Source organism: Celeribacter sp. (assembly GCF_048259695.1).
In the GTDB taxonomy this organism is placed as follows: Bacteria; Pseudomonadota; Alphaproteobacteria; order Rhodobacterales; family Rhodobacteraceae; genus Celeribacter.
On sequence record NZ_JBLXHL010000003.1, the window covers coordinates 142019 to 167981 of the forward strand.

The 25963-nt window shown below is 59.8% G+C and carries 23 protein-coding genes; 19 read left to right on the plus strand and 4 right to left on the minus strand.

Annotation, left to right across the window (positions count from 1 at the left end):
• Positions 1–13 precede the first annotated feature (13 nt).
• From ACN0Q0_RS06560 to ACN0Q0_RS06585, 6 genes are all read left to right on the plus strand, one after another.
• Complete coding sequence (locus tag ACN0Q0_RS06560; protein WP_417242584.1) at positions 14–769, plus strand: sugar phosphate isomerase/epimerase family protein; 756 nt, start codon at positions 14–16, stop codon at positions 767–769.
• 24 nt (positions 770–793) lie between these two features.
• Positions 794–1933, plus strand: coding sequence for a Gfo/Idh/MocA family protein (locus ACN0Q0_RS06565; RefSeq protein ID WP_417242585.1), 1140 nt, complete (start codon positions 794–796; stop codon positions 1931–1933).
• A 120-nt stretch (positions 1934–2053) separates the two neighbouring features.
• Positions 2054–3100 carry an L-glyceraldehyde 3-phosphate reductase gene (mgrA, locus tag ACN0Q0_RS06570; RefSeq protein ID WP_417242586.1) on the plus strand — a complete coding sequence of 349 codons (1047 nt, stop codon included), beginning with the start codon at positions 2054–2056 and terminating at the stop codon, positions 3098–3100.
• Positions 3097–4707 (plus strand): glycoside hydrolase family 43 protein, encoded by a 1611-nt coding sequence (locus ACN0Q0_RS06575; RefSeq protein ID WP_417242587.1) that lies wholly within the window; start codon positions 3097–3099, stop codon positions 4705–4707. The genes mgrA and ACN0Q0_RS06575 overlap by 4 nt, the downstream gene beginning before the upstream one ends.
• An 87-nt stretch (positions 4708–4794) precedes the next feature.
• Positions 4795–5637, plus strand: a complete 843-nt coding sequence (locus tag ACN0Q0_RS06580) for a TolB family protein (protein ID WP_417242588.1) — start codon at positions 4795–4797, stop codon at positions 5635–5637.
• On the plus strand, positions 5615–6958 hold the full coding sequence (locus ACN0Q0_RS06585; RefSeq protein WP_417242589.1) for a cytochrome-c peroxidase: 1344 nt from the start codon (positions 5615–5617) through the stop codon (positions 6956–6958). Before ACN0Q0_RS06580 ends, ACN0Q0_RS06585 begins: the two co-directional genes overlap by 23 nt.
• Positions 6959–7001: 43 nt before the next feature.
• On the opposite strand, the gene ACN0Q0_RS06590 is transcribed toward ACN0Q0_RS06585, so the two are convergent.
• Entirely contained in the window at positions 7002–8528 is a 1527-nt protein-coding gene (locus ACN0Q0_RS06590) for a CRTAC1 family protein (RefSeq protein ID WP_417242590.1), read from the minus strand.
• Positions 8525–9784, minus strand: a complete 1260-nt coding sequence (locus ACN0Q0_RS06595; RefSeq protein WP_417242591.1) for an ROK family protein — start codon at positions 9782–9784, stop codon at positions 8525–8527. Before ACN0Q0_RS06595 ends, ACN0Q0_RS06590 begins: the two co-directional genes overlap by 4 nt.
• A gap of 237 nt (positions 9785–10021) precedes the next feature.
• Here ACN0Q0_RS06595 and xylF point away from each other — a divergent pair, with 237 nt between their 5' ends.
• The 5 genes from xylF (at position 10022) to xylA (ending at position 16125) form a co-directional block, all read left to right on the plus strand.
• A complete protein-coding gene (gene xylF / locus ACN0Q0_RS06600) occupies positions 10022–11050 on the plus strand; it encodes a D-xylose ABC transporter substrate-binding protein (protein ID WP_417242592.1) in 1029 nt (342 codons plus the stop codon).
• A gap of 146 nt (positions 11051–11196) precedes the next feature.
• Positions 11197–12498 carry a sugar ABC transporter permease gene (locus ACN0Q0_RS06605; RefSeq protein WP_417242593.1) on the plus strand — a complete coding sequence of 434 codons (1302 nt, stop codon included), beginning with the start codon at positions 11197–11199 and terminating at the stop codon, positions 12496–12498.
• Positions 12495–13262 (plus strand): ATP-binding cassette domain-containing protein, encoded by a 768-nt coding sequence (locus ACN0Q0_RS06610; RefSeq protein WP_417242594.1) that lies wholly within the window; start codon positions 12495–12497, stop codon positions 13260–13262. The genes ACN0Q0_RS06605 and ACN0Q0_RS06610 overlap by 4 nt, the downstream gene beginning before the upstream one ends.
• A gap of 125 nt (positions 13263–13387) precedes the next feature.
• Positions 13388–14827 carry a xylulokinase gene (gene xylB, locus ACN0Q0_RS06615; protein ID WP_417242595.1) on the plus strand — a complete coding sequence of 480 codons (1440 nt, stop codon included), beginning with the start codon at positions 13388–13390 and terminating at the stop codon, positions 14825–14827.
• Positions 14824–16125 (plus strand): xylose isomerase, encoded by a 1302-nt coding sequence (xylA, locus tag ACN0Q0_RS06620; RefSeq protein ID WP_417242596.1) that lies wholly within the window; start codon positions 14824–14826, stop codon positions 16123–16125. Before xylB ends, xylA begins: the two co-directional genes overlap by 4 nt.
• A gap of 75 nt (positions 16126–16200) precedes the next feature.
• Here xylA and ACN0Q0_RS06625 read toward each other — a convergent pair whose 3' ends face one another.
• Together ACN0Q0_RS06625 and ACN0Q0_RS06630 are read right to left on the minus strand one after the other, a co-directional pair.
• The gene (locus tag ACN0Q0_RS06625) at positions 16201–17106 is read right to left on the minus strand and encodes a sugar kinase (RefSeq protein WP_417242597.1); all 906 of its coding nucleotides are present in this window, start codon (positions 17104–17106) and stop codon (positions 16201–16203) included.
• A complete protein-coding gene (locus ACN0Q0_RS06630; protein WP_417242598.1) occupies positions 17096–17848 on the minus strand; it encodes a GntR family transcriptional regulator in 753 nt (250 codons plus the stop codon). The genes ACN0Q0_RS06625 and ACN0Q0_RS06630 overlap by 11 nt, the downstream gene beginning before the upstream one ends.
• 201 nt (positions 17849–18049) lie before the next feature.
• On the opposite strand from ACN0Q0_RS06630, the gene uxaC reads away from it, so the two are divergent.
• The 8 genes from uxaC (at position 18050) to ACN0Q0_RS06670 (ending at position 25920) form a co-directional block, all read left to right on the plus strand.
• A complete protein-coding gene (gene uxaC / locus ACN0Q0_RS06635; RefSeq protein WP_417242599.1) occupies positions 18050–19459 on the plus strand; it encodes a glucuronate isomerase in 1410 nt (469 codons plus the stop codon).
• A 29-nt stretch (positions 19460–19488) separates the two neighbouring features.
• Entirely contained in the window at positions 19489–20469 is a 981-nt protein-coding gene (locus tag ACN0Q0_RS06640; RefSeq protein WP_417242600.1) for a TRAP transporter substrate-binding protein, read from the plus strand.
• Positions 20470–20629: 160 nt separating this feature from the next.
• Positions 20630–21148 (plus strand): TRAP transporter small permease, encoded by a 519-nt coding sequence (locus tag ACN0Q0_RS06645; RefSeq protein WP_417242601.1) that lies wholly within the window; start codon positions 20630–20632, stop codon positions 21146–21148.
• On the plus strand, positions 21148–22461 hold the full coding sequence (locus tag ACN0Q0_RS06650) for a TRAP transporter large permease (protein WP_417242602.1): 1314 nt from the start codon (positions 21148–21150) through the stop codon (positions 22459–22461). The genes ACN0Q0_RS06645 and ACN0Q0_RS06650 overlap by 1 nt, the downstream gene beginning before the upstream one ends.
• Before the next feature lie 12 nt (positions 22462–22473).
• On the plus strand, positions 22474–22791 hold the full coding sequence (locus ACN0Q0_RS06655) for a cupin domain-containing protein (protein ID WP_417242603.1): 318 nt from the start codon (positions 22474–22476) through the stop codon (positions 22789–22791).
• 29 nt (positions 22792–22820) lie between these two features.
• Positions 22821–23645, plus strand: coding sequence for a 5-dehydro-4-deoxy-D-glucuronate isomerase (gene kduI, locus ACN0Q0_RS06660; RefSeq protein WP_417242868.1), 825 nt, complete (start codon positions 22821–22823; stop codon positions 23643–23645).
• A 10-nt stretch (positions 23646–23655) separates the two neighbouring features.
• On the plus strand, positions 23656–24399 hold the full coding sequence (gene kduD / locus ACN0Q0_RS06665) for a 2-dehydro-3-deoxy-D-gluconate 5-dehydrogenase KduD (protein ID WP_417242604.1): 744 nt from the start codon (positions 23656–23658) through the stop codon (positions 24397–24399).
• A gap of 69 nt (positions 24400–24468) precedes the next feature.
• Positions 24469–25920, plus strand: a complete 1452-nt coding sequence (locus tag ACN0Q0_RS06670; protein ID WP_417242605.1) for a mannitol dehydrogenase family protein — start codon at positions 24469–24471, stop codon at positions 25918–25920.
• Positions 25921–25963 lie beyond the last annotated feature (43 nt).

Here is a 25963-nt window from a genome sequence, read left to right on the forward strand (position 1 = left end):
GAGGAGACAAACCATGACTGATTTTTCATACCAACTTTTTTCGTCGCGCAACTGGGGCAATGACGAGACGCTCGATATGATCGGCGCGCTTGGCTATGCGCAATGCGAGGGCTACGGCGCGTTTTACAACGAGCTGGATCAACTCGACGCGCTCAAAGCGCGGTTGGCCAAAAACGGCCTGCACATGAAATCGGGCCATTTTGCGCTCGATATGGTTGAAAACGACCCCGCGCGTGTGCTGCAAATCTGTGACGAGTTGAACATCGAACATGTCTATGTGCCCTATCTTACGCCGGAGGAACGCCCCACGGATGCGAACGGATGGCGGGCCTTTGGCGTGCGTTTGGCCAAGGTCGGTGAACCGATCAAGGCGGCGGGCCTGACCTTTGGTTGGCACAACCACGATTTCGAATTTGTGGCCCTGCCCACGGGTGAATTGCCGGAGGATCTGATCCTTGAGGGGGGCGATCACATCAACTTGGAACTCGACATTGCATGGGTTGTGCGCGGTGGCGCGGACCCCGTTGCGACGATCAAAAAATACGGCAAACGCATCACCGCCGTGCACGTCAAGGACCTCGCGCCCGAGGGCGAAAAAGAAGACGAGGGCGGGTGGGCCGATGTCGGCACAGGCACAATGGACTGGCCCGCGATCTGGGCCGCGATCCAGAACTTCACAAGTGCGGAGATTTTCGTGATGGAGCATGACAACCCCTCCGACCACAGCCGCTTCGCACAGACCGCAATCACCAACGCAGCTGCCTTTTAAGCGCGGCGTCAGGGAGGACACCACATGAGAAAACTCGGCGTCGGCATCATCGGATGCGGCAATATTTCCAAGGCATATCTGGATCTTGCACCAAACTTCAAAGCCATCGAAGTGCGGGCTGTGGCCGATATCAACATGGAGGCCGCACAGGGGCGCGCCTCTGAATATGAGGGCGTGCGGGCCGAAACGGTCGATGCCCTTCTGGCGGCGGATGATCTGGACCTGATCATCAACCTGACCATTCCTGCGGCCCACTTCGAGGTCACCAAACGGATTCTGGAGGCCGGCAAACATGCCTATTCCGAAAAGCCGTATGTGTTGACGTTGGAAGAGGGCGAAGAGCTGCGCGCGATCTGTGAAAAGACGGGCCTGCGGGTCGGCTCTGCGCCTGATACGTTCATGGGTGGCGCCCACCAGATGGTGCGTGACCTGATCGACAGCGGCAAGGTCGGCACGATCACCTCCGGCACCTGTCACTTTATGGGCGCGGGCATGGAAATGTGGCACCCGAACCCGGACTTCTTTTTCCAACCCGGCGGGGGTCCCGTGCTCGATATGGGGCCGTATTACGTCACCAACCTCGTACAGCTTTTGGGGCCGGTGACCCGCGTTGCCGCCCTGTCGAACAAGGGCCGCGCACAGCGCACCATCACCACCGATTGCCCGCGCAAGGGCGAGGTGCTCGACGTGGTTGTGGACACCAATTTCCATGCGCTGTTGCAGTTCGCAAACGGTGCGGCAATCACCGTGAGCCTGTCATGGGACGTCTTTGCCCACGAGCATCAGAACATGGAACTCTACGGCACAGAGGGTGCGATTTTCGTGCCTGACCCGAACTTCTTTGGCGGCACGATCCGCATGGCGGGGACCGACCGCGAGGTCAAAGAGGTGGCGCAGTGGGATCACCCGTTCGCGGTCACCAATATGGAGGACGGCGAGGGGCGTCCCCGTGCGAACTACCGCACCGCCGGTGTGGCCGACATGGCCCAAGCCATCGTCGAGGGGCGCCCGCACCGGTGTTCGCTGGAGTTGGCCACCCATGCCATTGACGTGTTGACCTCGATTATGAAATCGGGCGAGACGGGCGCATTTGTGGATATTTCCACGACCTGTGAACGCCCCGCGGCCGTGACACCCGATGAGGCCAAGGCACTGATGGGCTAAGCCCACCACCTGTGCGCAAAGAGCAGTGGTCGCGGTCATATCTGTGCGCCAAACTCTATGCGATATATCAATGGGCGCCCCTGCGATCGGGGCGTCCGCGACACTTTTGGAGGATCCGCGATGAAACCTTATGTTCCGTCAGACACCCGCTATGACAAAATGGTCTACCGCCGCTGTGGCAATTCGGGGCTGAAACTGCCCGCGATTTCGCTCGGCCTGTGGCATAACTTTGGTGGCGATACGCCCCATACCACCAAGCGCGAGATCCTGCGCACGGCGTTTGACCACGGCATCACCCATTTCGATCTCGCCAACAACTACGGCCCGCCCCCCGGTTCCGCCGAATTCGCATTCGGCTCGATCCTGAAGGAAGATTTCGCCGGTCTGCGCGACGAGATGATTATTTCCTCCAAGGCCGGCTATTACATGTGGGATGGCCCCTATGGCGAGTGGGGCAGTCGCAAGTATCTGATGTCGTCCATCGACCAATCGCTGACGCGTATGGGGTTGGATTACGTCGATATTTTCTATTCGCACCGCTTTGATCCCGATACGCCGCTTGAGGAAACCATGGGTGCGCTCGATAGTATCGTGCGTCAGGGCAAGGCGCTTTACGTCGGGATTTCGAGCTACAACTCCGACCGCACCCGTGAGGCGGTTCGCATTCTGAACGAGCTTGGAACGCCCTGCGTGATCCATCAGCCGAGCTACAATATGCTCAACCGTTGGGTAGAACACGATGGTCTCAAAGACACGTTGCAAGAGTTGGGTGTCGGCTCCATCGCCTTTACGCCATTGGCGCAAGGCATGTTGACCAACAAGTACCTCAACGGGGTGCCAGAAGGTTCGCGCGCGACCCAGGGCAAATCGCTCAAGCCCGAGTTCATTTCGGACCGTGCCGTTGAAAACCTCAACAAACTCAATGACATTGCCGCCAAACGCGGCCAGACGCTTGCGCAGATGGCTATTGCGTGGGTGTTGCGCAATGGCGGGATCACCACCGCCCTGATCGGGGCGTCCAAACCGTCCCAAGTGACAGATTGTGTTGGTGCCATCGACAATCTGGAGTTTACAGAAGAGGAACTGAAACTCATCGACGACTACGCCGACGAGGAAAAAATCAACCTGTGGGCCAAGTCGTCCGAGGATGTTGGAGAGCCTTCGTGATCCGCAATCCGATCCTCCCCGGCTTTAACCCCGACCCGTCGTTTGTGCGGGTCGGGGACGATTACTACATCGCGACCTCGACCTTTGAGTGGTATCCGGGGGTGCAGATTTTCCATTCCCGCGATCTGGTCAATTGGGATCTGGTGGCGCGTCCGCTCAACCGTGCGGCGCTGTTGGATATGCGCGGCAATCCCGATAGCTGCGGCGTCTGGGCGCCGTGTTTGAGCCATGACGGCGAGAAATTCTATCTCGTCTACACGGACGTCAAACGCTTTGTCGGCAAATTCAAAGACGCCCACAACTACATCACCGCCTGCGAGACCATCGACGGGGAGTGGTGTGATCCGTGGTACGTCAATTCGTCGGGATTTGATCCGTCGCTGTTCCACGATGATGACGGCAAAAAGTACTTTATGAATATGCAGTGGAACCACCGCGGCGCAGGTACGGGCGGCAATCCGAAGCATTCGTCTTTCGACGGGATTTTGATGCAGGAATGGTCACCCGAGGCGGGGCTGACGGGAGATGTCAAATACGTCTACCCCGGCTCGCCGCACGGCCTGACCGAGGCGCCGCATGTGTTCAAGCGCAATGGCTATTACTACCTGACCACCGCCGAGGGCGGGACGGGCTATGGTCATGCTGTGACCCTTGCGCGGTCCAAATCGATCTGGGGTCCGTTCGAGGATCACCCCGATTTGCACGTCATTTCGACCAAAGACACACCGCTCATCGACAGCCCGATCCAACGCACGGGCCACGGCCAATATGTGGAGACACCGGACGGTCAGGTCTATCACACCTTCCTCATGGGGCGGCCGATCCAGAAACGCGGCTCGAACACGTTTTACTGTCCGATGGGCCGCGAAACGGGGATTGAGCGTTGTGTCTGGAAAGATGACTGGCTCTATCTGGAACAGGGTGGAATGGTGCCGCGCGGTGAGTTGGACGGACTGGCCGATGTCGCGCCGCGCCCGCCGCAGGTGTGCGAGACCGCGTTCGAGGGCAACGCGCTTCCGAGTGATTTTCAATGGCTGCGCCACCCGCATCCCGAACGCTTGTTCCGTGTGGACGATGGCCTGCGCATCACGGGTCGCGAAAGCTTTGGCTCGTGGTATGAAAACGCGCTTGTCGCCCGTCGTCAGGAGCATTTCACCTACACTGCCGAAACCACGGTCGATTTCACCCCTGACACCTATCAACAGGCGGCGGGACTGGCGCATTACTATAACCGCCACAAATTCCACAAGCTGTTGATTTGCTTTGAACCTGACATCGGGCGGTGCCTGCGTGTCGTGTCCTGTCTGGGCGATTTCACCGACAACGAGTTGACGTGGCATGGTGCGCCTGTGGCGATCCCTGATGGCGCCGTTGAAATGCGGGCCGATGTGGATCACGCCGATTTGCGGTTTTCGTGGCGTATGGCGGATGGCGACTGGACGCCCATCGGCGGGCTGTTGGACGCCACGCTGATCTCGGATGAGGCGGGGTTTGGCGAACATGGCTCGTTCACGGGCGGCTTTATCGGCATGTACGCGATGGACATCACGGGGCGGGGCAAAGAGGCGTTGTTTTCCCGCTTTGCTTACCGCCCCGAAGGCGCGTAAAGTCACAGCGAACCGGGTGGGCATCCTTGCCCGCCCGACCCCTTTGCCCCTTTCGCACAGTAAATATGTGCAGTGACGGAGAGCCTCATGTCCGACTGGACCTCGCGTATTATGATCTACGATTTTGACGAGGGCGGCGCGTTCCCTGTGCTCGAAACCGACATGCATATCGAGGCGCCAAACTGGACGCCCGACGGGTCGGCCCTGATCGTCAACGGGGACGGGCGGCTGTTCGAGGTGGATCTGGCCGAACCTGAATTGGCCGAGATCGACACGGGGCTTTTGATCACGCTCAACAACGATCACGGCATCACACCTGACGGGTCCAAACTGATCCTGTCGGATCATACTCTTGGTGCGGGGTCGCTGATCTGGACGCTCGATCTCGAGACCGACGAGGACCCCGTTCAAATCACGCCCGAAGCGCCCAGTTGGTGGCACGGCGTGTCGCCCGATGGTAAAACCGTGGCCTATACGGCGGTGCGTGATGGGGTGTTCGGCATCTGGACCTGTCCGATTGAGGGCGGTGAAGAACGCTGTTTGATCCAGAGCGATCACCATTATGACGGGCCTGACTATACCCCCGACGGGGCATGGGTCTGGTTCAACTCCGAGCGCTCTGGCAATGGTTCGTCCGATCTGTGGCGCGTGCGGGTGGACGGCACGGACGCCGAGCAAATGACCAATGATGATCGCGTCAATTGGTTTCCGCATCCAAGCCCCGATGGCCGCCGCATTGTCTATCTTGCCTATCCGGCAGGCACGACCGGCCACCCCGCCGATCTTGACGTTGAACTGCGCATGATTGCCCCTGACGGGGGCGACCCTGTGACCTTGATGGCGCTCTTTGGCGGGCAAGGCACAATAAATGTTCCCTCATGGTCCCCCGATGGAGTAGCCTTTGCATATGTTGAATATGCACGGAAATAAGCCCGCCTTAGCCGCTGCAATCGTTACCTTAGGTTCGATTTGTGCAAGTTTTGCTTGGGCGCTCGATATATCGGCGCTCGATCTCCCTGCGCCCGCTACGGATGCGGATTTTCTGGCCACGACCCCCGCGGAAGTCGCCCTCGGGCAGTTGTTGTTCTATGATCCGGTCCTGTCGGGCAACGACAATATTTCCTGTTCCACCTGTCACCACCCCAAATTCGGCACCTCGGACGGGCTGAGCCTTGGCATGGGGGAGGGCGGTGTCGGCCTTGGTCCGGCGCGGGTGTTTGATCCGGCGAATGTGCCCGAGGACCGTGTGCCGCGCAACGCGCCTGCGCTCTACAATCTCGGAGCGCTTGAATACACCACGATGTTCCATGACGGGCGGGTTGAAATGGTGGACGGGCAATTGCACGTCCCGATCGAAGACCCGTTTTTCGAACAGGTGAACGGCATTCTGGCCACTCAGGCGGCCTTTCCCGTGCTGTCCCCTGACGAGATGGCGGGACATGTCAATGAAAACCCGATCTCCAAGGCGGTGCGCAAGGGGCGGTTCTCGGGTGAGGGTGGCGCGTGGGATTTGATTGCCTCGAAAGTGGCGGCACTTCCCGAATACCAAACCCTGTTTGTCGCCGCCTATCCCGACATCGCCACGCGTGAGATCCGGTTCGCCGACATTTCCAACGCGATTGCCAGTTTCATCGCCGTCGAATTCCGCGCCGATAATAGCCCGTTCGATGCGGTGCTGCGCGGGGATGACACGCCCCTTGATCCCCTTGCCGCCGCGGGCATGGCGTTGTTTTATGGCGATGCGGGCTGTGTGGAATGCCACAGCGGCACGTTCCAAACCGACCATAAATTCCACGCTATGGGACAACCGCAGTTCGGCCCGGGAAAGACGTTGCCGTTCGAACAGGGCGTGCGTGACGAGGGCCGGTTCCGCGTGACCGGCAAGGCACGCGATCTGTACGCCTTTCGCACGCCGTCCTTGCGCAATGTGACGCTCACCGCCCCCTATGGCCATACCGGCGCCTATGCCGATCTGTGGGAATTCGTGACCGCGCATAGTCTGCCGCGTGCGGCTTTTGGCGCATGGTCGCCCGAGATGGCGGTGCTTCCCGCGATGGATGTGGAGGATTGGGAAACGTGGAATGACGCCCGCGAAGGGGCGGCGATTACCGATGCCATCGCGGTGGATGATTTGCGGCTTTCGGCCGATGATATCGACGCGCTTGTGGCCTTTTTGGGTATACTTACGGATGACACGCCGCACCTTGGTGTGCCGGATGTCGTCCCCTCGGGTCTGCCGTTCGAGAAATAGCCGGAGCCAATCGCCGGAACCCGTGGTGTTTGACCCGTGGACTTTACCGCGCCAGTTCGATCCAGCGGTTGAGGGGCGTAATCTCGACCCAGTCGCTGTCCTCGCCATCGGGCCAGACCACGCGCACCTGAACCTTCTCCGCCTTGCCAAGTCCGAAATGGAGCGGCACCGATTGCCCCGATACGTGGCCACCGCCAATGGTGATTTCCTGGGTCTGCAAGCCGCGATTGGTCAATACCTCGATCACGCTGCCCACCGCCGAACTGTTTGCGCCCGCTTGATAGAGCGACACATCCAGATAGCTACCCGTGTCGGTTGTGGTGTTTTGATACAGCTGCATCGGCGCGCCGCGATTGACCACAACGAGGTCCAGTTTGCCGTCGCCGTTGAGGTCGGCCAAGCCCGCCCCGCGGGACTTTTCCAGTGAGGCCACGCCCGCTTCGACCGATCGTTCCGTAAACCGCCCGTCCTCGCCTTGGATCAACAGGTTGTTGGGGTCCCGCGCTGCGTTGGATGGCATTTGTTCCACGTTGCCCTTGGCGATGAACAGGTCGGTGTCGGCGTCATTGTCCACGTCCCCCCATGCCGCATGCCACCCCGTCGAGGCGCGTCCGTCCTCGCCCACATGGGGGCGCTGCGCATAGGTGCCGATGTCGTATGGCGCGGCCGTATAGGACCCGTCGGCCATGCCGAATTGTAACAACTGGTCCCCCATTGAGGTCAGCATCACATCCGCAATGGCATCCCCGTCGACATCGCGCTCGGCAATGCCCATGCCCCAGAGCGAGACCTTGTCCCACCCGTCCTCTTCGGTCAGAAACCGGTCCAGAGCGAGATCGTAAAGCTGTTCATAGCCGCCTTTGACATAGTAATGGCGATCGTTGGACAGGCGCAGCATGGTGGCGCCCCGCGCGCCTTTGGACATCAGCGCGGAGAGGGTGCAAAACCCCGGCTCCAACACGGCTTTGTCCCACCCGTCCACAGTGGGACGGTGTAATTCGTTGCTGTCACAGGCTTCGAACGGCCCGTCGGGATTGTCGCGGTCGACGTAGTTGCCAAAGAACAGCGTCGGGCGGTCGGCCCCGGCCTCCCATGTGGCGCTAAAGGCCGTGGTCCACCTGTCGCCGCCGTCAAATCCCCATGCCGCACCGGCGTCCTCGAAGGTGCAGTCCGGTCCGCCTTTGAGCAACATGTTCGCGCCAACGCGCAGAACGGCCAGATCAAGGTGGCCGTCGCTGTCGATGTCGATGGGGTAGGCCCCCGTGACGCCCGTGATGTCGGATATCTGGCCCGACCGGAATGAAAGCGCACCGCCGCGCTCGGAGCTGTTGATCATCAGGCGTGCGGGACTGTCCCCCCCTGCGGCAAACAGATCGGCCAAGCCGTCGGCGTTGCAATCGAACACGGCCACGCCTCCGCCGACGAAATGCTCCCATCCGCCCGTATAGGCGTGGCGGGGCAGCGCGTCGGAGCGATCTGCGTAGGTGATCGCGGTGTCGGCCTGTGCGGTGGTCGTGGTGAGTAGGCACCCGAGGGCGGTCAAGGTGGTCAAAAAGGGGGCTCGGCTCATCCCAGAAGTCTCTCCGTTGCATGGTCGAGCGCCAAAGCACCTGCGCCTTGCGCCCAAATCAGATCGCCCCATGCATGGATGTCCACAGGGGTGGGCGGGCGACCCGGTTTTTGCGTGAGGTCGCGGAACTCGCTGAGCACCTCTTCTGCATAAAGGTAGTCGTAGCGCAACCGGTCCCCCGACAGCAAGATCAGAGCGGGGTCAAAGAGTGTCACAACATTGGCCAGACCCACGGCGAGATAGCGCCCCGCGCGTGAAAAGATCGCCTGTGCGGCCTCATTGCCGTCTTTGGCCTGCCGGAACAGATCCTCGAGCATTTCGGAGGGCGTGGCGGTGGTGCCGAACGGATGGGCAAGGGCGGTGTGGGCTTCGCGCACGAGCGCATAGTCGGCCACATAGGCCTCAAGGCACCCGCGTTTGCCACAGCGGCACAGCGCGCCGTTGATCTGGATGGTCATGTGGCCAAGCTCCATGCCATGACCCGCGCCGCCCCGTTGCAGGGTGTGACCCTGTACATAGCCGATGCCAACGCCGTGCTCGATCGACACGACGGCAAAGTTGTCAAGCGCACGGCCGGCGCCGAACCACAGCTCGGCCATGGCCAACAGGTTGGCGTCATTGTCGATGCGCACGGGAATGCCCAGACGGGTTTGAAGCAGGTCGCGCAGCGCAATGTCAGGCTCGCTCAGGAACGGGCACCAGATGACGTGGCCCGCGTCGAAATCCACCATGCCGGGGACGCCAAGCGCAACGGTGGCAAGGGCGGAGCGGTCCAGATCGGCGGAGGCGAGGGCGGCGGCAACGAGGTTTTCGATCTCGTCCACGATGTCGTTCGTGCCGCGCCGCTCTGGTGGAGCGGGCAGGGTGGCCGCGCCAATGCGCTTTCCCGCGAGATCAAGCAGAACCGCGGAGTTGCCGCGATCCGAGATTTTGATGCCGATGACCGCACTGGCCGCCCCGTTGACCTCAAGGCCGACACGCGGACGCCCGCGCGTGGTGTCCGAGGTGGGGCGGGCGATTTCGGTTTGTGCGATCAGCCCCATGTCGATGAGATCGGTGGTCAGCGTGGTGACGGTGGCGGGGCTGATGTCGAGGTGTTTGGCAATATCGACCCGCGCAATGGTTCCTGCGGCGCGAATGGCCTCGAACAGCTGACGGCGCAGCGGTTTTGGCGTTGCGTTCTGGGCACGAAACAGCGGCCCGCACCCTTGGGCCTCCCCCTCGGAAAGGGTGGATTTGAAGTCCGGAGTGTTCATGTTTTAAAATTCATGCAGATAATTAAATGTTGACCGAAAAACGCGATCAACCCTCCCTTCGGGTATTTAAGTCACGGGTGTGGCGGCAAATCTAGCAAAAAAGTTGCGATCAGCGCGTTATTTTATTTGGAAGCTAAATTTAAATGTGTATCCTGCCCTTGTCCGATAGCGAGTCGAGCGTTGCATACTGCACGCCGTGTGTTCGGACAGCTATATATATTTTTTGGGAGGAAAATAATGCGTAAATCCATGCTTATGGCAGCCACCATCGTGGCCTCTGGCCTCGTATCCACTGCCTATGCCGCCGACCTCACCGTCGGCGTGAGCTGGTCCAACTTTCAAGAAGAGCGTTGGAAAACAGACGAGGGCGCCATCAAGGCGGCTCTTGACGCTGCAGGCGCCAACTACGTGTCCGCAGACGCGCAGTCGTCTTCCGCAAAACAACTTGCCGACATCGAGAGCCTCATCGCGCAAGGCGTCGATGCCCTGATCGTTCTGGGTCAAGACACCCAGGCCGTTATTCCCGCTGTTCAGGCCGCTGTGGACGAGGACATCCCCGTCGTCGCCTATGACCGTCTGATCGAAGACAACCGTGCCTTCTACCTCACCTTCGACAACGTCGAAGTTGGCCGTATGCAGGCCCGTGCGGTTCTCGAAGCACAGCCCTCCGGCAACTACGTCATGATCAAAGGCTCGCCCACCGATCCAAACGCAGACTTCCTGCGCGGTGGTCAGCAAGAGATCATTCAGGCTGCCGTTGACGCAGGCGACATCACCATCGTTGGCGAAGCTTACACCGACGGTTGGTTGCCTGCGAACGCACAGCGCAACATGGAGCAGATCCTGACCGAGAACGACAACAAGGTTGACGCTGTTATCGCCTCGAACGACGGCACCGCCGGTGGCGTTGTGGCGGCGTTGACCGCACAGGGCATGCAGGGCATCCCCGTCTCCGGTCAGGACGGCGATCACGCCGCATTGAACCGCGTCGCAGCAGGCACACAGACGGTTTCCGTATGGAAAGACGCGCGTGAGCTTGGCAAGAATGCCGCAGAAATCGCAGTGGCGCTTGCCGGCGGCACAGCAATGGACGCCGTTGAGGGTGCGGTTAAATTCACCACACCCGGTGGCACCGAGATGAACGCCATGTTCCTCGCGCCAATGCCGATCACCGCGGCCAACCTGACGGCTGTGACAGACGCAGGCTGGATCACCGTCGAGGCTCTGTGCCAAGGCGTCGAAGCCGGTCCCGCACCTTGTAACTAAGCCTTTTTGCACCTCGTCCGGGGTGCAAGGACCGAACGTGGCCTCCCGTACCCGTCAGGGTATGGGGGGTTGCGCGGGCATGGATCACCCGAGTTGGTGAGCCAATAGAATTGACGGGCGCAAAGCACGCCCGATGGGGAACAAACATGGCGGATTCCGCGCAGGACAACACTGCGGTAAAGGGCTCGAAGGGTCTCTTTGCGCAGCTCGAATTGGACATGCGGTTGCTAGGGATGATCGGGGCATTTGTGGTGCTCTGTCTGGCCTTCAACTTTGTCACGGAGGGGCGGTTTTTGACCCCTCGCAATATTTTCAACCTGACAATTCAAACAGTGTCGGTGGCGATTATGGCCACGGGCATGGTGTTTGTGATTGTCATGCGCCACATCGACCTGAGCGTGGGCGCGCTTTTGGCATTGTGTTCGGCCATTATGGCGATGGTTCAGGCCCGTTGGTTGCCATCGACCTTTGGTCTTGAAATCGGCCATCCGATGATTGCGCCTCTGGCGATGTTGTCGGGCCTGTTGTTCGGCACCCTGATCGGGGCGGTGAACGGGTGGCTCGTGGGCTATCACAACATTCCCGCCTTTATCGTCACCCTGGGCGGTTTGCTCGTCTGGCGCAACGTGGGTTGGTATCTCACCGATGGCCAAACCATTGCTCCGCTTGACCAGACCTTTCTGGTGTTTGGCGGCGCAGAGGGGACATTGGGCGTCACATGGTCATGGGTCGTGGGCGGTCTCGCCTCGCTCTTTACCATCTATGCGCTGTGGAATTCGCGCCGCGCCAAGGTGCGTCACGAGTTCCCCGTCAAACCCGTCTGGGCCGAAGTGACCATCGCCGTTGCGGCCGTCGGCACCATCATGGGCTTTATCGCCACGCTCAACGCCTATGACATTCCAAAAGGCAAATTGCGCCGGATGTTCGAGGCGGACGGTCTGGACTTGCCTGCGGGCTATACCGAGGGCTACGGGCTTCCGATTTCGGTGTTGATCCTGATCGCCACGGCCATCATCATGACCATCGTGGCCAAGAAAACCCGCCTCGGGCGCTATATCTTTGCCACCGGCGGCAACCCTGATGCGGCGGAGCTTTCGGGCATCAACACCCGCCTTTTGACGGTCAAGGTCTTTGCGCTCATGGGGTTCTTGTGTGGTCTGTCGGCCATCATCGCCCAAGCGCGTTTGCAAAGCCACGCCAATGACATCGGTACGCTCGACGAGCTGCGGGTGATTGCGGCGGCGGTGATCGGCGGCACGGCCTTGTCCGGCGGAATCGGCACCATCCACGGGGCTATCCTCGGGGCGCTTATCATGCAGTCCTTGCAGTCGGGCATGGCGATGGTCGGTGTCGATGCACCGTTCCAGAACATTGTCGTCGGCGGCGTTCTCGTAATCGCGGTCTGGATCGACATCATTTACCGTAAACGTCTGGGGATCAAAACATGAGTGGCAACCCGAACACCGGAACTCCCTTGGTGGATATGCGTGATATTTCCATCTCCTTTGGCGGCATCAAGGCGGTGGATAACGTCTCGATCTCGCTGCACGCGGGCGAAGTTGTGGGCCTTTTGGGCCACAACGGCGCGGGCAAATCCACGTTGATCAAGTGCCTGTCGGGCGCCTATCACATGGATTCCGGCGAGATTTTCATCGACGGTGAAAAGGCCGAAATCCGCAACACCCGTGACGCGCGTAAATACAACGTCGAAACCATCTACCAAACGCTGGCGTTGGCGGACAATCTGGATGCGGCATCGAACCTGTTTCTGGGCCGTGAACTGGTGTCCCCGTTGGGGTTCGTCGACGAGGGGGCAATGGAGGCCGAAACACGTGCGATCATGGCCCGCCTCAACCCCAACTTCAAAAAGTTCTCCGATCCGGTGTCGGCCCTGTCGGGCGGGCAACGTCAATCGGTGGCCATCGCCCGTGCGGTCTATTTCAACGCGCGGATCCTCATCATGGACGAGCCCACCGCGGCGCTTGGTCCCCATGAGACACAGATGGTGGCCGAGCTGATCGAGGAGCTGAAACGTCAGGGCCTCGGGATTTTCCTGATCGAGCACGACATCCACAACGTGATGAAACTGTGTGACCGCGCGATGGTGATGAAAAACGGCCAATCGGTCGGCACCGTCAACGTGAACGAGGTCACAGATGACGACATTCTGGGGATGATCATCATGGGCAAAAAGCCCGACGCCGCCTACTAGGCGCACTGACCTTCCCGTATCCGCCACAGGGGTGTGGCGGGTGCGGGACATATTTTTTCACGGACTCCGTAATCGATACAGACGTTGATGCAGGGTCCGTACGGGTAAAGAGAAAAGGACGCAGGATGTATATCGGATTGGACCTCGGCACGTCGGGTCTCAAGGGAATTTTGATGTCTGAGGATCAGGCAATCGTGGCAGAGGCCAATGCGCCGTTGACCAACGAGCGCCCCCATGACGGATGGTCCGAGCAAAGCCCGCAAAGTTGGCTCGATGCCTGCGACGCGGTGATGGCGGCCCTTGGCGCCAAGGCCGATCTGTCGGGCGTTGCGGGTATTGGCCTGTCCGGCCAGATGCACGGTGCGACGCTTCTGGACGCCTCCGATGCGGTGTTGCGTCCGTGTATCTTGTGGAATGACACGCGGTCGCATGCCGAGGCTGCAAGCCTTGATGCAGATCCGAAGTTCCGCGATCTCACCGGCAACATTGTGTTTCCCGGATTTACCGCACCAAAACTGGCGTGGGTGAAAAACAACGAACCCGAGATCTTTGCAAAGGTCGCCAAGGTCTTGTTGCCGAAAGATTATTTGCGTCTGTTCCTGACGGGCGACTACGTGGGCGACATGTCCGATAGTGCGGGCACCGCGTGGTTCGACACCGCAAAACGCGATTGGTCCGATGATCTGTTGGCGGCCACCGATATGGACCGCTCGTTCATGCCGCGCCTTGTCGAGGGGGCGCAGGTGTCGGGAACCTTGCGCGCCGAACTGGCGGCCAAATGGGGCGTGCCGGCGAGCTGCGTCATCGCGGGCGGGGGGGGCGACAACGCGGCCTCGGCCATTGGCGTGGGCGTGGTCAAGGCGGGTCAGGCCTTTGTCTCGCTCGGCACCTCGGGCGTGCTGTTCGCGGCCAATGACGGCTATCAGCCCGATGCGGGGCGCGGGGTTCACACCTTTTGCCACGCGTTGCCCGAGACATGGCACCAGATGGGCGTGATCCTCGCGGCGACCGATGCGCTCAACTGGTACGGGCGCTTCGTGGGGCAGGGCGCGGCCGCGCTGACCTCGAACCTCGGCGCGTTGCAATCGCCCGGCAAAACACGCTTCCTGCCCTACTTGGGCGGCGAGCGCACGCCGCTCAACGATGCGGGTATTCGCGGCGCCTTTGTCGGTCTGGAACACGCCACCGATACGGCGGCGGGAACCCGTGCCGTGCTTGAGGGTGTGACCTTCGCGATCAAGGATTGCGCCGATGCTCTGGCGGCAACAGGCACCAAGATCGACCACCTTTTGGCGGTCGGCGGCGGGTCCAATTCCGACTACTGGGTCAAGGCGATTGCCACGGCTCTGGATTGCCCTGTTCATTTGCCCGTTTCGGGCGATTTCGGCGGCGCGTTCGGCGCGGCGCGACTTGGCCTGATGGCGGCCACAGGGGGCGGGGCCGAATTGGCCACGGCACCCACAATCGAGAAAACCATTGACCCCGATGCGGCGCTGACACAGGCGTTTGCGGACGGGTTTGAACGCTACAAATCAGCACAAATTGCGATCAAGGGACTGACATGACAGACTTTTTCAAAGGTATCAGCCAAGTAAAATTCGAAGGCGCAGACAGCGACAACGAGTTTGCATTCAAACATTACAACCCTGACGAAGTGGTCATGGGCAAGCGGATGGAAGACCACCTGCGGTTCTCCATCGCCTATTGGCACTCGTTCGCCTATGAGGGCGGCGACCCGTTCGGCGGGCGCACGTTCGAGCGTCCGTGGTTCGATGGTGGCATGGAAAACGCCAAACTGAAAGCCGACGTTGCGTTCGAGATGTACGACATCTTGCAAGCGCCGTTCTTTGCCTTTCACGATCTCGATGTGCGTCCCGAGGGCGCCAATTTTGCCGAAAGCACCCGCAACCTCGAAGAGGTCGTGGACTATTTCGCGCTGAAAATGGAAAGCTCCAAGACAAAGCTGCTCTGGGGGACGGCCAACCTGTTTACGCACCGCCGTTTCATGGCGGGGGCGGCCACCAACCCTGATCCCGATGTGTTTGCTTATTCTGCGGCGACGATCAAATCCTGCATGGATGCGACGATCAAACTCGGCGGGGCGAACTACGTCTTGTGGGGCGGTCGCGAGGGCTACGAGACACTGCTCAACACCGACCTGACCAAAGAGGCCGATCACGCCGCGCGGATGTTGGAAATGGTTGTGAACTACAAGCACAAGATGGGGTGGGACGGTCAGATCTTGATCGAGCCGAAACCACAAGAACCCTCCAAGCACCAGTACGATTTTGACGTTGCAACGGTCTATGGGTTCCTCAAGCGCTACGGCCTTGAGAACGAGGTCAAACTCAACCTTGAACAGGGGCACGCGATCCTGGCGGGTCACTCGTTCGAGCACGAACTGGCTGTGGCGCGGTCCTTGGGCATGCTCGGCTCGATCGACATGAACCGCAACGATTACCAATCCGGATGGGACACCGACCAGTTCCCGAACAACGTCCCCGAAGTGGCTTTGGCCTATTACGAAGTCCTGAGCGCGGGCGGGTTTACCAAGGGCGGCACCAACTTTGATGCCCGCATTCGCCGTCAATCCCTCGACGCCGAAGACCTCATCCTGTCCCACGTGGGCGGCATGGACATCTGTGCGCGTGGCTTCAAAGCGGCAGCGGCGATGCTTGAGGATGGCAAGCTGGAAGCGGCACGTGATGCCCGTTATGCCGATTGGGACAGCGAGACATCCAAGGCGATGCTCGAAAGTGATCTGGAAAGCATTCAGGCCCGCGTTCTGGCCGAGGATATCAATCCGGAACCACGCTCGGGTCGTCAGGAGCGTCTGGAAAACCTTGTGAACTCTTACATGTAAGACGTTCAAAACGTTTTGAAACTGGAAAGGGCGGGGATGAACCCCGCCCTTTTGTGTCTGTGAATGATCGGTGGCTCAGAGTTTGACCAAGGCCCCGCGGTGCAACACCACCTGCGCCGAAAGCGCCATACCGGCCCGAAGCGCATCGGTGAGGTCCGCGCCTTTCATGCGTGCGGTCAGGAACCCTGCGTTGAAACTGTCGCCTGCCGCCGTGCTGTCCACGGGTTGGACCGGATCGGGGTGCAATGTGAACCCGCCTTCGCCTTCGGACCATGCGTATAGCTCGTCGGCGCCGTTTTTGACGATCACCGTATGGGCGCCAAGCTTGCGGTAGCGCAGCGCGGTGTCGGCGGGCTTTGTGTCGCCGAACATGATCTCTTCCTCGTCAAAGGACGGCAACATGATGTCGGCAATCGCCGCCGCTTTGGACAGCCAGTCTTTGGTGGCTTCGGGGGTTTCCCACAGGCGCGGACGGATGTTGGTGTCAAACACCACCTCGGCCCCTTTGGCGCGGGCGCGCGATAGTGCGTCGATCAGGTTCTGACGGTGTTCGGGCGACAGGATCGCAAGCGTGATCCCCGAAAACAGCAGGATGCTTTCGCCATCAAAGGCCGCATCCAGACGGGCAGGGTCCGCGGCCAGAAGTTTTGCCGCCGAGGTGTCGCGCCAATAGGCAAAGCTGCGCTCGCCATTGTCGAGCTGGATCATGTAAAGACCGACAGTGCGGTCGGGAATGCGGGCAATGTGATCTGTTTCGATCCCGGAGGACTGTAGAAATGTGACCATGCGGTCGGACACGGCATCCGCCCCCGCGCAGGTCATATAGCCCACGTGATAGTCGAGGTCCCCCGCAAGGCACCGACGTGCATACCATGCGGTGTTAAGCGTATCGCCCGCAAAGTTCATGTCGTATTTTCCGGCTCCGTCGGGAGCCATTTCCACCATGCATTCGCCAATGGTTAAAAGCTTTTTATGCGCCACGTTCGTCCTCATTTTCAAAAAATTCGCCATGTTCGGCACGGATATCGTCAATAATATGCCCGATGCGCTCCAGGTGGGCGCGCATGAGTGTGGAGGCGGCCTCGGTGTCGCGGGCCTTGATCGTCACCAACAGGGCGCAGTGGTCGTCATAGGCCAGTTGCGATCCCTTGCCCAAGGACAGGTAGCGTACGCGGTCCATGTGGGCTTTGTTGTCTTTGATGATGGTCCAGACTTTCGGGCGGCCTGCGATGTCACATAAAATTTCGTGTAGCGCATCGTCCAACTCGTGAAACCCCGTGCGGTCATCGTTGGCCATCGCGTTTTTTTGCGCGGCGATATTGGCCTCAAGGCGTGCCACGCCCGCATCGGTCATATTGAGCATTGCGGCGCGCAGGGTTTCCATCTCGAGGGCGGTGCGGATAAAGCGGGCCTCAAGCACGGCGCTCACCGAGATCGGGGTGACGGTGGTGGCGCGTTGCGGGCGGATCAACAAAAACCCCTGTTGCGACAGGCGGTAAAAGGCGTCGCGCACGGGTTGGCGCGACACGCCTAACTGGCTGGCCACTTCGGCCTCCGACATTTTTGTGCCGGGGCGCAATTGCAATTCCACAATGCGGTGATAGAGCGCGTCATAGACCATATCGGTTACGGACGGCACGCGGGCTTGATCAATTGCGGTCAATTGAACCTTGGCGGCCGGTTGCGTGCCGCGTGATGTGCTTTGCGTGGCGTCATTGGCCATATGTGCGTCTCCCGTCCGTGTCTTTGTCTCTATATGCGCGGTTTCGCAGGTGAAAGGCAATGTCATGTGAACGATGTTACTGCTGCGTTGACTGTAAATCACAACTAGCATATTAGAAGTCTAGATGTAAGTGTCGCAACAAGAATCGCACATCAGATGTGATCGCGGCGCTGTAATGACGACAGCAAAGGGGGGATACCAATGGCTCTACTTGATGAGGACCGCCTGTTTCCAGTGGATGCAAAGGTGCGGGGCCTTGCCCGCGATCTCTACGCGGGGATCAAGGATCTCCCGATTGTTTCGCCGCATGGTCACACCGATCCGCGTTGGTTTGCCCTCAACGAGCCGTTCCCCGATCCCGCCCGTCTGTTCGTGACGCCCGACCATTATGTGTTCCGCATGTTTTGCTCACAGGGCATCGATCTGGCCACGCTTGGTGTGCCACGTGCCGATGGCGGGCAAACCGAACAGGATCCGCGCAAAATCTGGCAGGTCTTTGCCGACAATTTCTACCTGTTGCGCGGCACGCCGTCGAACATGTGGCTCACCCATGCGTTTCAGGAGGTGTTCGGGTTCGACATCCCCTTTGGTCCCGATACGGCACAAACTTATTACGACCACATCGAGGCCTGCCTCAAGGGGGATGATTTCCGCCCCCGCGCCCTGTTCGAGCGGTTCAATATCGAGGCGATTTCAACCACGGAAATGGCGCTCGACGACCTGAAATACCACCGTATGATTGCCGACAGCGATTGGGACGGCACGGTGATTTCGGCTTACCGCCCCGACGACGTGGTTGATCCCGATTTCGCGGGCTTTACCGACAATGTGCTCAAACTGGGCGAGCTGACCGGCGAGGATACCGCGTCATGGACGGGCTATCTCAACGCCCACCGTGTGCGCCGCGCCTATTTCAAAGAGCATGGTCGCATCACCGCCTCCGACCACGGCCACCCGAGTGCGCGCACCGAGAACCTTGACCCCGCGCAGGCCGCCGAATTGTTCCAGACCGTTCTGTCGGGCAGGGGCAGTGCAGACGAGCGCGATGCGTTCCGCGGACAGATGCTCACCGAGATGGCGAAGATGTCGCTCGACGACGGGCTGACGATGCAAATCCACGCCGGTGCGCACCGCAACCACTCCGGGCCGATGTTGGATATGTTTGGCCGCGACAAGGGGTTTGATGTCCCGTCCCAAACCGAATTCGTCAACAACCTCAAGCCGTTGCTTGGTGCCGTTGGCATGGAAAAAGACCTGCGGGTGATTTTGTTCATGTTGGACGAGACCACGCAAAGCCGCGAACTGGCGCCGCTTGCGGGGGTGTACCCCGCGCTGCGCCTCGGGCCGCCATGGTGGTTCTTTGACAGCTACGAGGGCATGCGCCGGTTCCGTGAAAACGCGACCGAGACCGCAGGCTTTTACAACACCGTGGGGTTCAACGACGACACCCGCGCATTCTGTTCCATCCCCGCCCGTCACGATGTGGCGCGACGCGTGGATGCGGGATACCTCGCCGAACTGGTGGCCACGGGCCGTCTCGGGGAAAGCGAGGCCCATGAGGTCGCACATGATCTCACCTACCGATTGGTCAAAGAGGCTTACAAACTTTGACCAAATTCCGTCTCAGGGAGGAGACTACTATGACGAACTTGAAAACCTATACCGCAGCCGCCGCGATCCTCGCAGGCTCTGTTTTGTCCGCGTCCGCATGTGAGGTCACATTGCGCTCGAGCGACACCCACCCCGATGGCTACCCGACCGTCACGGCCGTACAATACATGGGCGAAGAGCTTGCCAAGGCCACGGGTGACAAGCTGTGCATCGAAGTGTTCCACTCGGCCCAACTTGGCGAAGAGAAAGACACCATCGAGCAGACACAGTTCGGCGTGATCGACCTCAACCGCGTTTCGCTTGGCCCGTTCAACAACATCATCGAAGAGACGAAAGTCCCCTCGCTTCCTTACATCTTCCGGTCGGTCGAGCACATGCACACCGTGATGGACGGCCCGATTGGCGCGGAAATCCTTGCGGCATTCGAGGCCCACGATCTCGTCGGTCTGGCGTTCTACGATGGCGGTTCGCGCTCTTTCTACAATAAAGAAAAGCCGATCACCCAAATGTCCGATCTCGCGGGTCTGAAATTCCGCGTGATGCAGTCGGATCTCTTTGTGGACATGGTGTCCGCCGTTGGCGCGAACGCCACGCCGATGCCCTATGGCGAAGTGTATTCGTCGATCCAGACGGGCGTGATTGATGGTGCGGAAAACAACTGGCCCTCTTTTGAATCGTCGGGCCACTATGAGGTCGCGGGCTATTACACCCTCGATCAGCACCTGATCGTGCCGGAAGTGCTCGTGATGTCGAAAGCCTCCTATGACAAACTGTCGGCTGACGAACAAATGGCCGTGCGTGCTGCCGCCAAAGCCTCCGTTCCTGTGATGCGTGAGTTGTGGGCCGAGCGCGAGAAAGTCTCCGAGGAAAAAGTACGCGCCGCGGGCGTTGAAATCATCACCGATATCGACAAAACGCCGTTCATCGAAGCCATGGTGCCGGTCTATGAGAAATATGTCACCACTGACAAACTCAAAGACCTCGTAACGCGTATCCAGGCGACAGAATAAGCGCGCGAATAGCACGCGAAAGTTGCCCGATCCCTTCGGGTACGGGGCCTCGCATCCTCCATTCCTGCGAGGCTCCACCACATAGATACGGGATGCGCCACACATGGGGCGTCCCGTCCTCCCTCATGCAGGGATAAACGGGGTTAAGATGCAGATATTTATGAAAAAAGTTGCCCGTGTGATGGCGGTTGTCGCCCGCGCTGCGCTTTGGATTTCGGGCATAGGTCTGGTCTTGATGACCGCCTTTATCGCCTATCAGGTGTTTGGACGCTTTGTGCTCAATAACACGCCGACATGGACCGAAAGCTGGGCCGTGCTCATCATGGGGTGGTTCATCTTTTTGGGGGCCGCCGTCGGCATCCGCGAGGGGTACCACCTGTCGTTTGATGTCTTGCTTTATGTTCTGCCCGACCGGGTCAAATCCGTGCTGCATACGATTTCCGATTTGGTCATCGTGGCCTTTGGTCTCGGTATGATTTCCTACGGGTGGCAACTGGCCGAAAAAACATGGCCCTCCACCATTCCCAATCTCGGGATCACAGGGGCGGCCTCCTTTTTCTCTTTGATTACAGGCGGGATTTTGATGGTCCTGTTCTCGATCGAACGTATTGCGCGCCGCGCAGCGGGTCTGGTGACCGCGCGTTTTGGCGAAACCGAATTGCCTGAGGAAGATCGCTAATGTTTGATATCGCCGCCCTCATCGGCCCCGATCATGCGCTTTGGGTGCTGTTTGGCTCCTTTACCTTTTTGCTGTTGATCGGCACGCCCGTGGCGTTCTGCCTCGGTGTGTCGTCCTTTGCCACTGTTGCCTATCTGGGCTTGCCGCCTGTGGTGGTGTTCCAACGTCTCAATTCGGGCGTTTCCGTCTTTGCCCTTATGGCCATTCCGTTCTTTATCTTTGCGGGCGAATTGATGGTGCGGGGCGACATCGCACGCCGGCTTGTGGCGCTTGCGGGGGCCGCTGTCGGTCACTTCCGTGGTGGATTGGGGCAGGTCAACATCATGGCCTCCGTCCTGTTCGGCGGCATCTCCGGATCCGCCGCCGCCGATGCATCGGCCATTGGTGGCCTGATGGTTCCACAGATGAAGGAGCGCGGGTATGACGCTGATTACGCTGTGAATATTACGGTTGTCTCATCGATCATCGCGCTGATGCTGCCGCCCTCGCACAACCTGATTATCTATTCGATCTCGGCGGGGGGCAAAATCTCCATCGCGGATCTGTTTACCGCCGGTATTATCCCCGGTTTGATCCTCGCGCTGTCGTTGATGTTTGCGGCGTGGTTCGTCGCCAAAAAGCGCGGTTACCCGCTTGAAGCCTTTCCGGGCGGGCGCATGATCCTTGCGATGTTGGTCTCCGCCTTGCCGGGTTTGATTCTGGTTGCAATCATCTTTGGCGGTGTGCGCTCGGGCATTTTCACCGCCTCGGAAAGTTCCTGTATCGCGGTGGTTTATGCGATGCTTGTCACCTTTTTTGTCTACCGCTCTTTGTCGTTTTCCGAGTTCGTTCTCGCCGTCAAAGGTGCGGTACGCACCACCGCGATGGTGCTTTTGGTGATCGGTTGTGCGGCGGCCTTCGGGTGGCTTCTGGCCTATCTCAAAGTTCCGACTGCGCTTGTGGCCTTCATGCAATCGGTGTCCGACAACCCTATTGTGATCTTGTTGCTCATCAACGTTATGTTGTTGTTCTTGGGCACATTTATGGACATGTCGCCGCTGATCGTTATCACCACGCCGATTTTCCTGCCCGTGGCCACGGCCTTTGGCATTGATCCGGTCCAGTTCGGGATTGTGATGATCCTCAACCTCGGGATCGGCCTGTGTACGCCGCCGGTGGGGGCGGTGTTGTTCGTGGGCTGTGCGGTGGGCAATATTCCTGTCTGGAACGCCATTCGTACGATCTGGCCGTTTTATATCGCCGCTATCGTCACGCTGCTCTTTGTCACTTACATCCCTGCGCTGTCACTGTGGCTGCCTGCGCAATTCCACTAAGGAGACCGTTACGTGAGCCATGTAAAATCTTTCCCCTGTGTTCAGGTGAACGACCACGTTACCCGTCAGGTTCTGGCGGACAGTGAGGACCTGATGGTTGTCGCCTTTGGGTTTGCGCGCGAAGGCGAGGGCCGTGTCCATGCCCACCCGCATGTCCAGTCCACCTATGTGCAAAGCGGGCGGTTTGTGTTCACCATTGATGGCGACCCGTTCGAGGTCAAGGCGGGGGACAGTTTTGTCATTCCCTCGGGGGCGAAGCATGGTTGTGTCTGCCTTGAATCTGGCATACTAGTAGACTCATTCACGCCGCGCCGTGACGACTTCCTCTAATTTACGTTCAAAAGGATGATCCTATGACGATCCTCAATGTCGAAACCCGCCACGCCATCCACCCCGAACACGCCAAAGGTATGGATACCCAGGCCCTGCGTGACAATTTCCTGTGCGAGAGTCTGTTCAAAGACGGCGAGATCAATCTCGTCTACACCCACTACGACCGCTTTACGGTGGGCGGTGCTGTGCCTGCGGGCGGGGCGCTGACTCTGGATAAGGTCGAAGAGACCCGCACCGCGACCTTCCTCGAGCGCCGCGAAATGGGCATCGTCAATATCGGTGGCGCCGGCACGGTCGAGGCCGATGGCGAAAGCTACGCCATGGACGAGGGCGATGTGCTGTATCTCGGTATGGGGTCGGGCGCTGTGACGTTCAAAGGGCAGGGGCGGTTCTACATCACCTCCTGTCCCGCGCACCACACCTATCCCTCGCGGCTTGTCACGGTCGCCGATGCGGTCAAAATGGAATTGGGCGATGCGGCAACCTCCAACAAACGCACGATCAACCAGTTCATCCACCCGCTCGTGATGAAAAGCTGTCAGTTGGTTTTGGGCTATACCGCCCTTGACGAAGGTTCCGTCTGGAACACCATGCCCGCGCACGTCCACGACCGCCGCATGGAGGCCTATCTCTATTGGGGGATGGACGAGGCGAGCCGCGTGTTGCACCTGATGGGTGAACCCCAAGAAACCCGCCACATGTTCGTCGCCAACGAGGAAGCGATCGTGTCGCCGACATGGTCGATCCACTCGGGCGCGGGCATCGGCAAATACACCTTTATCTGGGCGATGGCAGGGGACAATGTCGATTACACCGACATGGATTTCGTGCAACCGTCCGAGATGCGTTAAGGGGGCTATGATGTCTGATCTGTTTTCATTGAACGGCCGCCGCGCCCTTGTGACCGGTGCCAACACGGGCATCGGTCAGGCCATCGCCGTTGCCCTCGCGGGCCAAGGCGCGCATGTGATCTGTGCGGGACGGCGTGCCTGTGACGAGACTGTTGCAACGATTGAATCTGCGGGCGGTAGCGGTGAGAGCCTGTTGCTTGATTTCGCCGATCCCATGGCGGCCAAGGACGTGTTCAAAGGGGCGGGGATCGACATTCTGGTCAACAACGCCGGCATCATCCGCCGCGCCGATAGTGTGGACTATAGCGAGGAAGATTGGGACGCGGTGATCGACGTGAACCAAAAGGCGCTGTTCTTTACCTGTCAGGCCTTCGGGCGTGAATTGATCGCACAGGGGCAGGGCGGCGCAGTGGTCAACATTGCTTCGCTTCTGTCGTTCCAAGGCGGCATTCGTGTGCCTGCCTATACGGCCTCCAAACATGCCGTGGCGGGGATCACGAAAATCCTTGCCAACGAATGGGCGGCCAGTGGCATCACCGTCAACGCCATCGCACCGGGCTATATCGCCACCAGCAACACCGAAGCGCTGCGCGCCGACGAAGAGCGCAACACGGCGATTTTGGCGCGTATTCCGGCGGGCCGTTGGGGCGAGGCCGAGGACATTGGCGGCACCGCCGCTTACCTGTGCTCCAAGGCCGCCAAATACGTCACCGGCGCTGTCCTCAATGTGGATGGCGGGTGGCTCGCCCGTTAATCCGGATACAATGACTTTGACGCCTCCGTGCCGTGCGCGGGGGCGTCCCGTTTCCAAAAGGCTGATCCCATGACCGATGTCACCGCCCTCCCGCGTCTCACCCGTTCCGATGCCGCCAAACCCGCTGTGGGTGTGGTGCATCTTGGCCTTGGCGCGTTTTACCGTGCGCATGGGGCGATCTATATCGCCGAGGCAATGGCCAAATCAGGGGGCGATTGGGGCATTGTCGGCGTGTCGCTCAAAAGCCCGACACAGGCACAGCGCCTCATGCCGCAAGGCTGCGCCTATACCGCGCTTGAACTGGCGCCCACGGGCCGTATTCCCCATCATGTCGAGGTTGTTCAGAACGTGCTTGTGGCCCCCCATGATCCTGCTGCCGTGCTCACGGCGATGGCGGATGAGGCGGTGAAAATCGTCACGCTGACCGTCACCGAAAAAGGCTATTGCCACGAACCCTCGACAGGGCGTCTCAATCAGGCGCATCCTGACATTAAACAAGATTTGGCCGACATCGCCAATCCCGCTTCGGCGCTCGGGTTTCTGGTCCGGGCGCTCGAAATTCGACGTGCGGCGGGGCTGCGCCCGTTCACCGTTTTGACCTGTGATAACCTGCCCGAGAATGGCCGTGTTGTGCGTGGCGTTGTGTTGGAACTCGCGGGGTTGATTGACGAGAGCCTGCGCGACTGGATCGCCGCCGAATGCCGTTTCCCCGCCACGATGGTGGACCGTATTGTGCCTGCGACCAAACCCGAGGACATCGCGGCATTGGGCGCGGACATTGGCAAATACGATGCCTCTCCCGTGATGATGGAACCGTTTCGCCAATGGGTGGTCGAGGATGATTTTGTCGATGGTGTGCGCCCTGATTTTGCGGCCGTTGGTGTTGAACTCGTTGAAAACGTGACGCCTTTTGAGGATATGAAACTGCGCTGTCTCAATGGCACGCACTCGTCTCTGGCCTATCTGGGTTATCTCGGCGGGTTCGAGACGATTTGCGACACCGTGGCCGAACCCGCCTATGCCGCCTATGTCACGGGACTGTGGCGCGATGAGATTGTTCCCGGCCTGACCCCACCCGAGGGCGTCGATCTGACCGCCTACGCCGCTGCGCTTCTGGCGCGGTATCAAAACCCCGCGATCCGTCATTTGACATGGCAGATTGCGATGGACGGGTCGCAAAAACTGCCGCAACGCATCCTGACCCAACTGGGCGAAGGCCTGTCCGCCGGGCGGCCGATGACGGGGCTTGTGCTCGCGGTGGCGGCATGGATGCGCTACGTGGGCGGGGTGGACGAGACGGGCGGCGCGATTGATGTGCGCGCCCCGTTGGCCGCGCGTCTCAAGGCACTGTCGGACGCCGCCAAAACCCCCGCTGAGGCCGTCACAAACCTTTTGTCGGTAGAGCAGGTCTTTCCCGTCGCTCTGGCCTCCAACGCCGCCTTTGTCGACGCGTTGACACAGGCCTATGAGGGGTTGGTCGCGCATGGCGCCCGCGCGATGGTGGCCAAAACGACCGGCTGAGCCGCCGACATGTGCGGGGGTCGATGTTCCACGTTCGGGCCAC

Coding starts and splice junctions, on each gene's coding strand:
- ACN0Q0_RS06560 (WP_417242584.1), top strand. CDS start 14: ATGACTGATTTTTCATACCAACTTTTTTCGTCGCGCAACTGGGGCAAT.
- ACN0Q0_RS06565 (WP_417242585.1), top strand. CDS start 794: ATGAGAAAACTCGGCGTCGGCATCATCGGATGCGGCAATATTTCCAAG.
- mgrA (WP_417242586.1), top strand. CDS start 2,054: ATGAAACCTTATGTTCCGTCAGACACCCGCTATGACAAAATGGTCTAC.
- ACN0Q0_RS06580 (WP_417242588.1), top strand. CDS start 4,795: ATGTCCGACTGGACCTCGCGTATTATGATCTACGATTTTGACGAGGGC.
- ACN0Q0_RS06585 (WP_417242589.1), top strand. CDS start 5,615: ATGTTGAATATGCACGGAAATAAGCCCGCCTTAGCCGCTGCAATCGTT.
- ACN0Q0_RS06590 (WP_417242590.1), bottom strand. CDS start 8,528: ATGAGCCGAGCCCCCTTTTTGACCACCTTGACCGCCCTCGGGTGCCTA.
- ACN0Q0_RS06595 (WP_417242591.1), bottom strand. CDS start 9,784: ATGAACACTCCGGACTTCAAATCCACCCTTTCCGAGGGGGAGGCCCAA.
- xylF (WP_417242592.1), top strand. CDS start 10,022: ATGCGTAAATCCATGCTTATGGCAGCCACCATCGTGGCCTCTGGCCTC.
- ACN0Q0_RS06605 (WP_417242593.1), top strand. CDS start 11,197: ATGGCGGATTCCGCGCAGGACAACACTGCGGTAAAGGGCTCGAAGGGT.
- ACN0Q0_RS06610 (WP_417242594.1), top strand. CDS start 12,495: ATGAGTGGCAACCCGAACACCGGAACTCCCTTGGTGGATATGCGTGAT.
- xylB (WP_417242595.1), top strand. CDS start 13,388: ATGTATATCGGATTGGACCTCGGCACGTCGGGTCTCAAGGGAATTTTG.
- xylA (WP_417242596.1), top strand. CDS start 14,824: ATGACAGACTTTTTCAAAGGTATCAGCCAAGTAAAATTCGAAGGCGCA.
- ACN0Q0_RS06630 (WP_417242598.1), bottom strand. CDS start 17,848: ATGGCCAATGACGCCACGCAAAGCACATCACGCGGCACGCAACCGGCC.
- uxaC (WP_417242599.1), top strand. CDS start 18,050: ATGGCTCTACTTGATGAGGACCGCCTGTTTCCAGTGGATGCAAAGGTG.
- ACN0Q0_RS06640 (WP_417242600.1), top strand. CDS start 19,489: ATGACGAACTTGAAAACCTATACCGCAGCCGCCGCGATCCTCGCAGGC.
- ACN0Q0_RS06645 (WP_417242601.1), top strand. CDS start 20,630: ATGAAAAAAGTTGCCCGTGTGATGGCGGTTGTCGCCCGCGCTGCGCTT.
- ACN0Q0_RS06650 (WP_417242602.1), top strand. CDS start 21,148: ATGTTTGATATCGCCGCCCTCATCGGCCCCGATCATGCGCTTTGGGTG.
- kduD (WP_417242604.1), top strand. CDS start 23,656: ATGTCTGATCTGTTTTCATTGAACGGCCGCCGCGCCCTTGTGACCGGT.
- ACN0Q0_RS06670 (WP_417242605.1), top strand. CDS start 24,469: ATGACCGATGTCACCGCCCTCCCGCGTCTCACCCGTTCCGATGCCGCC.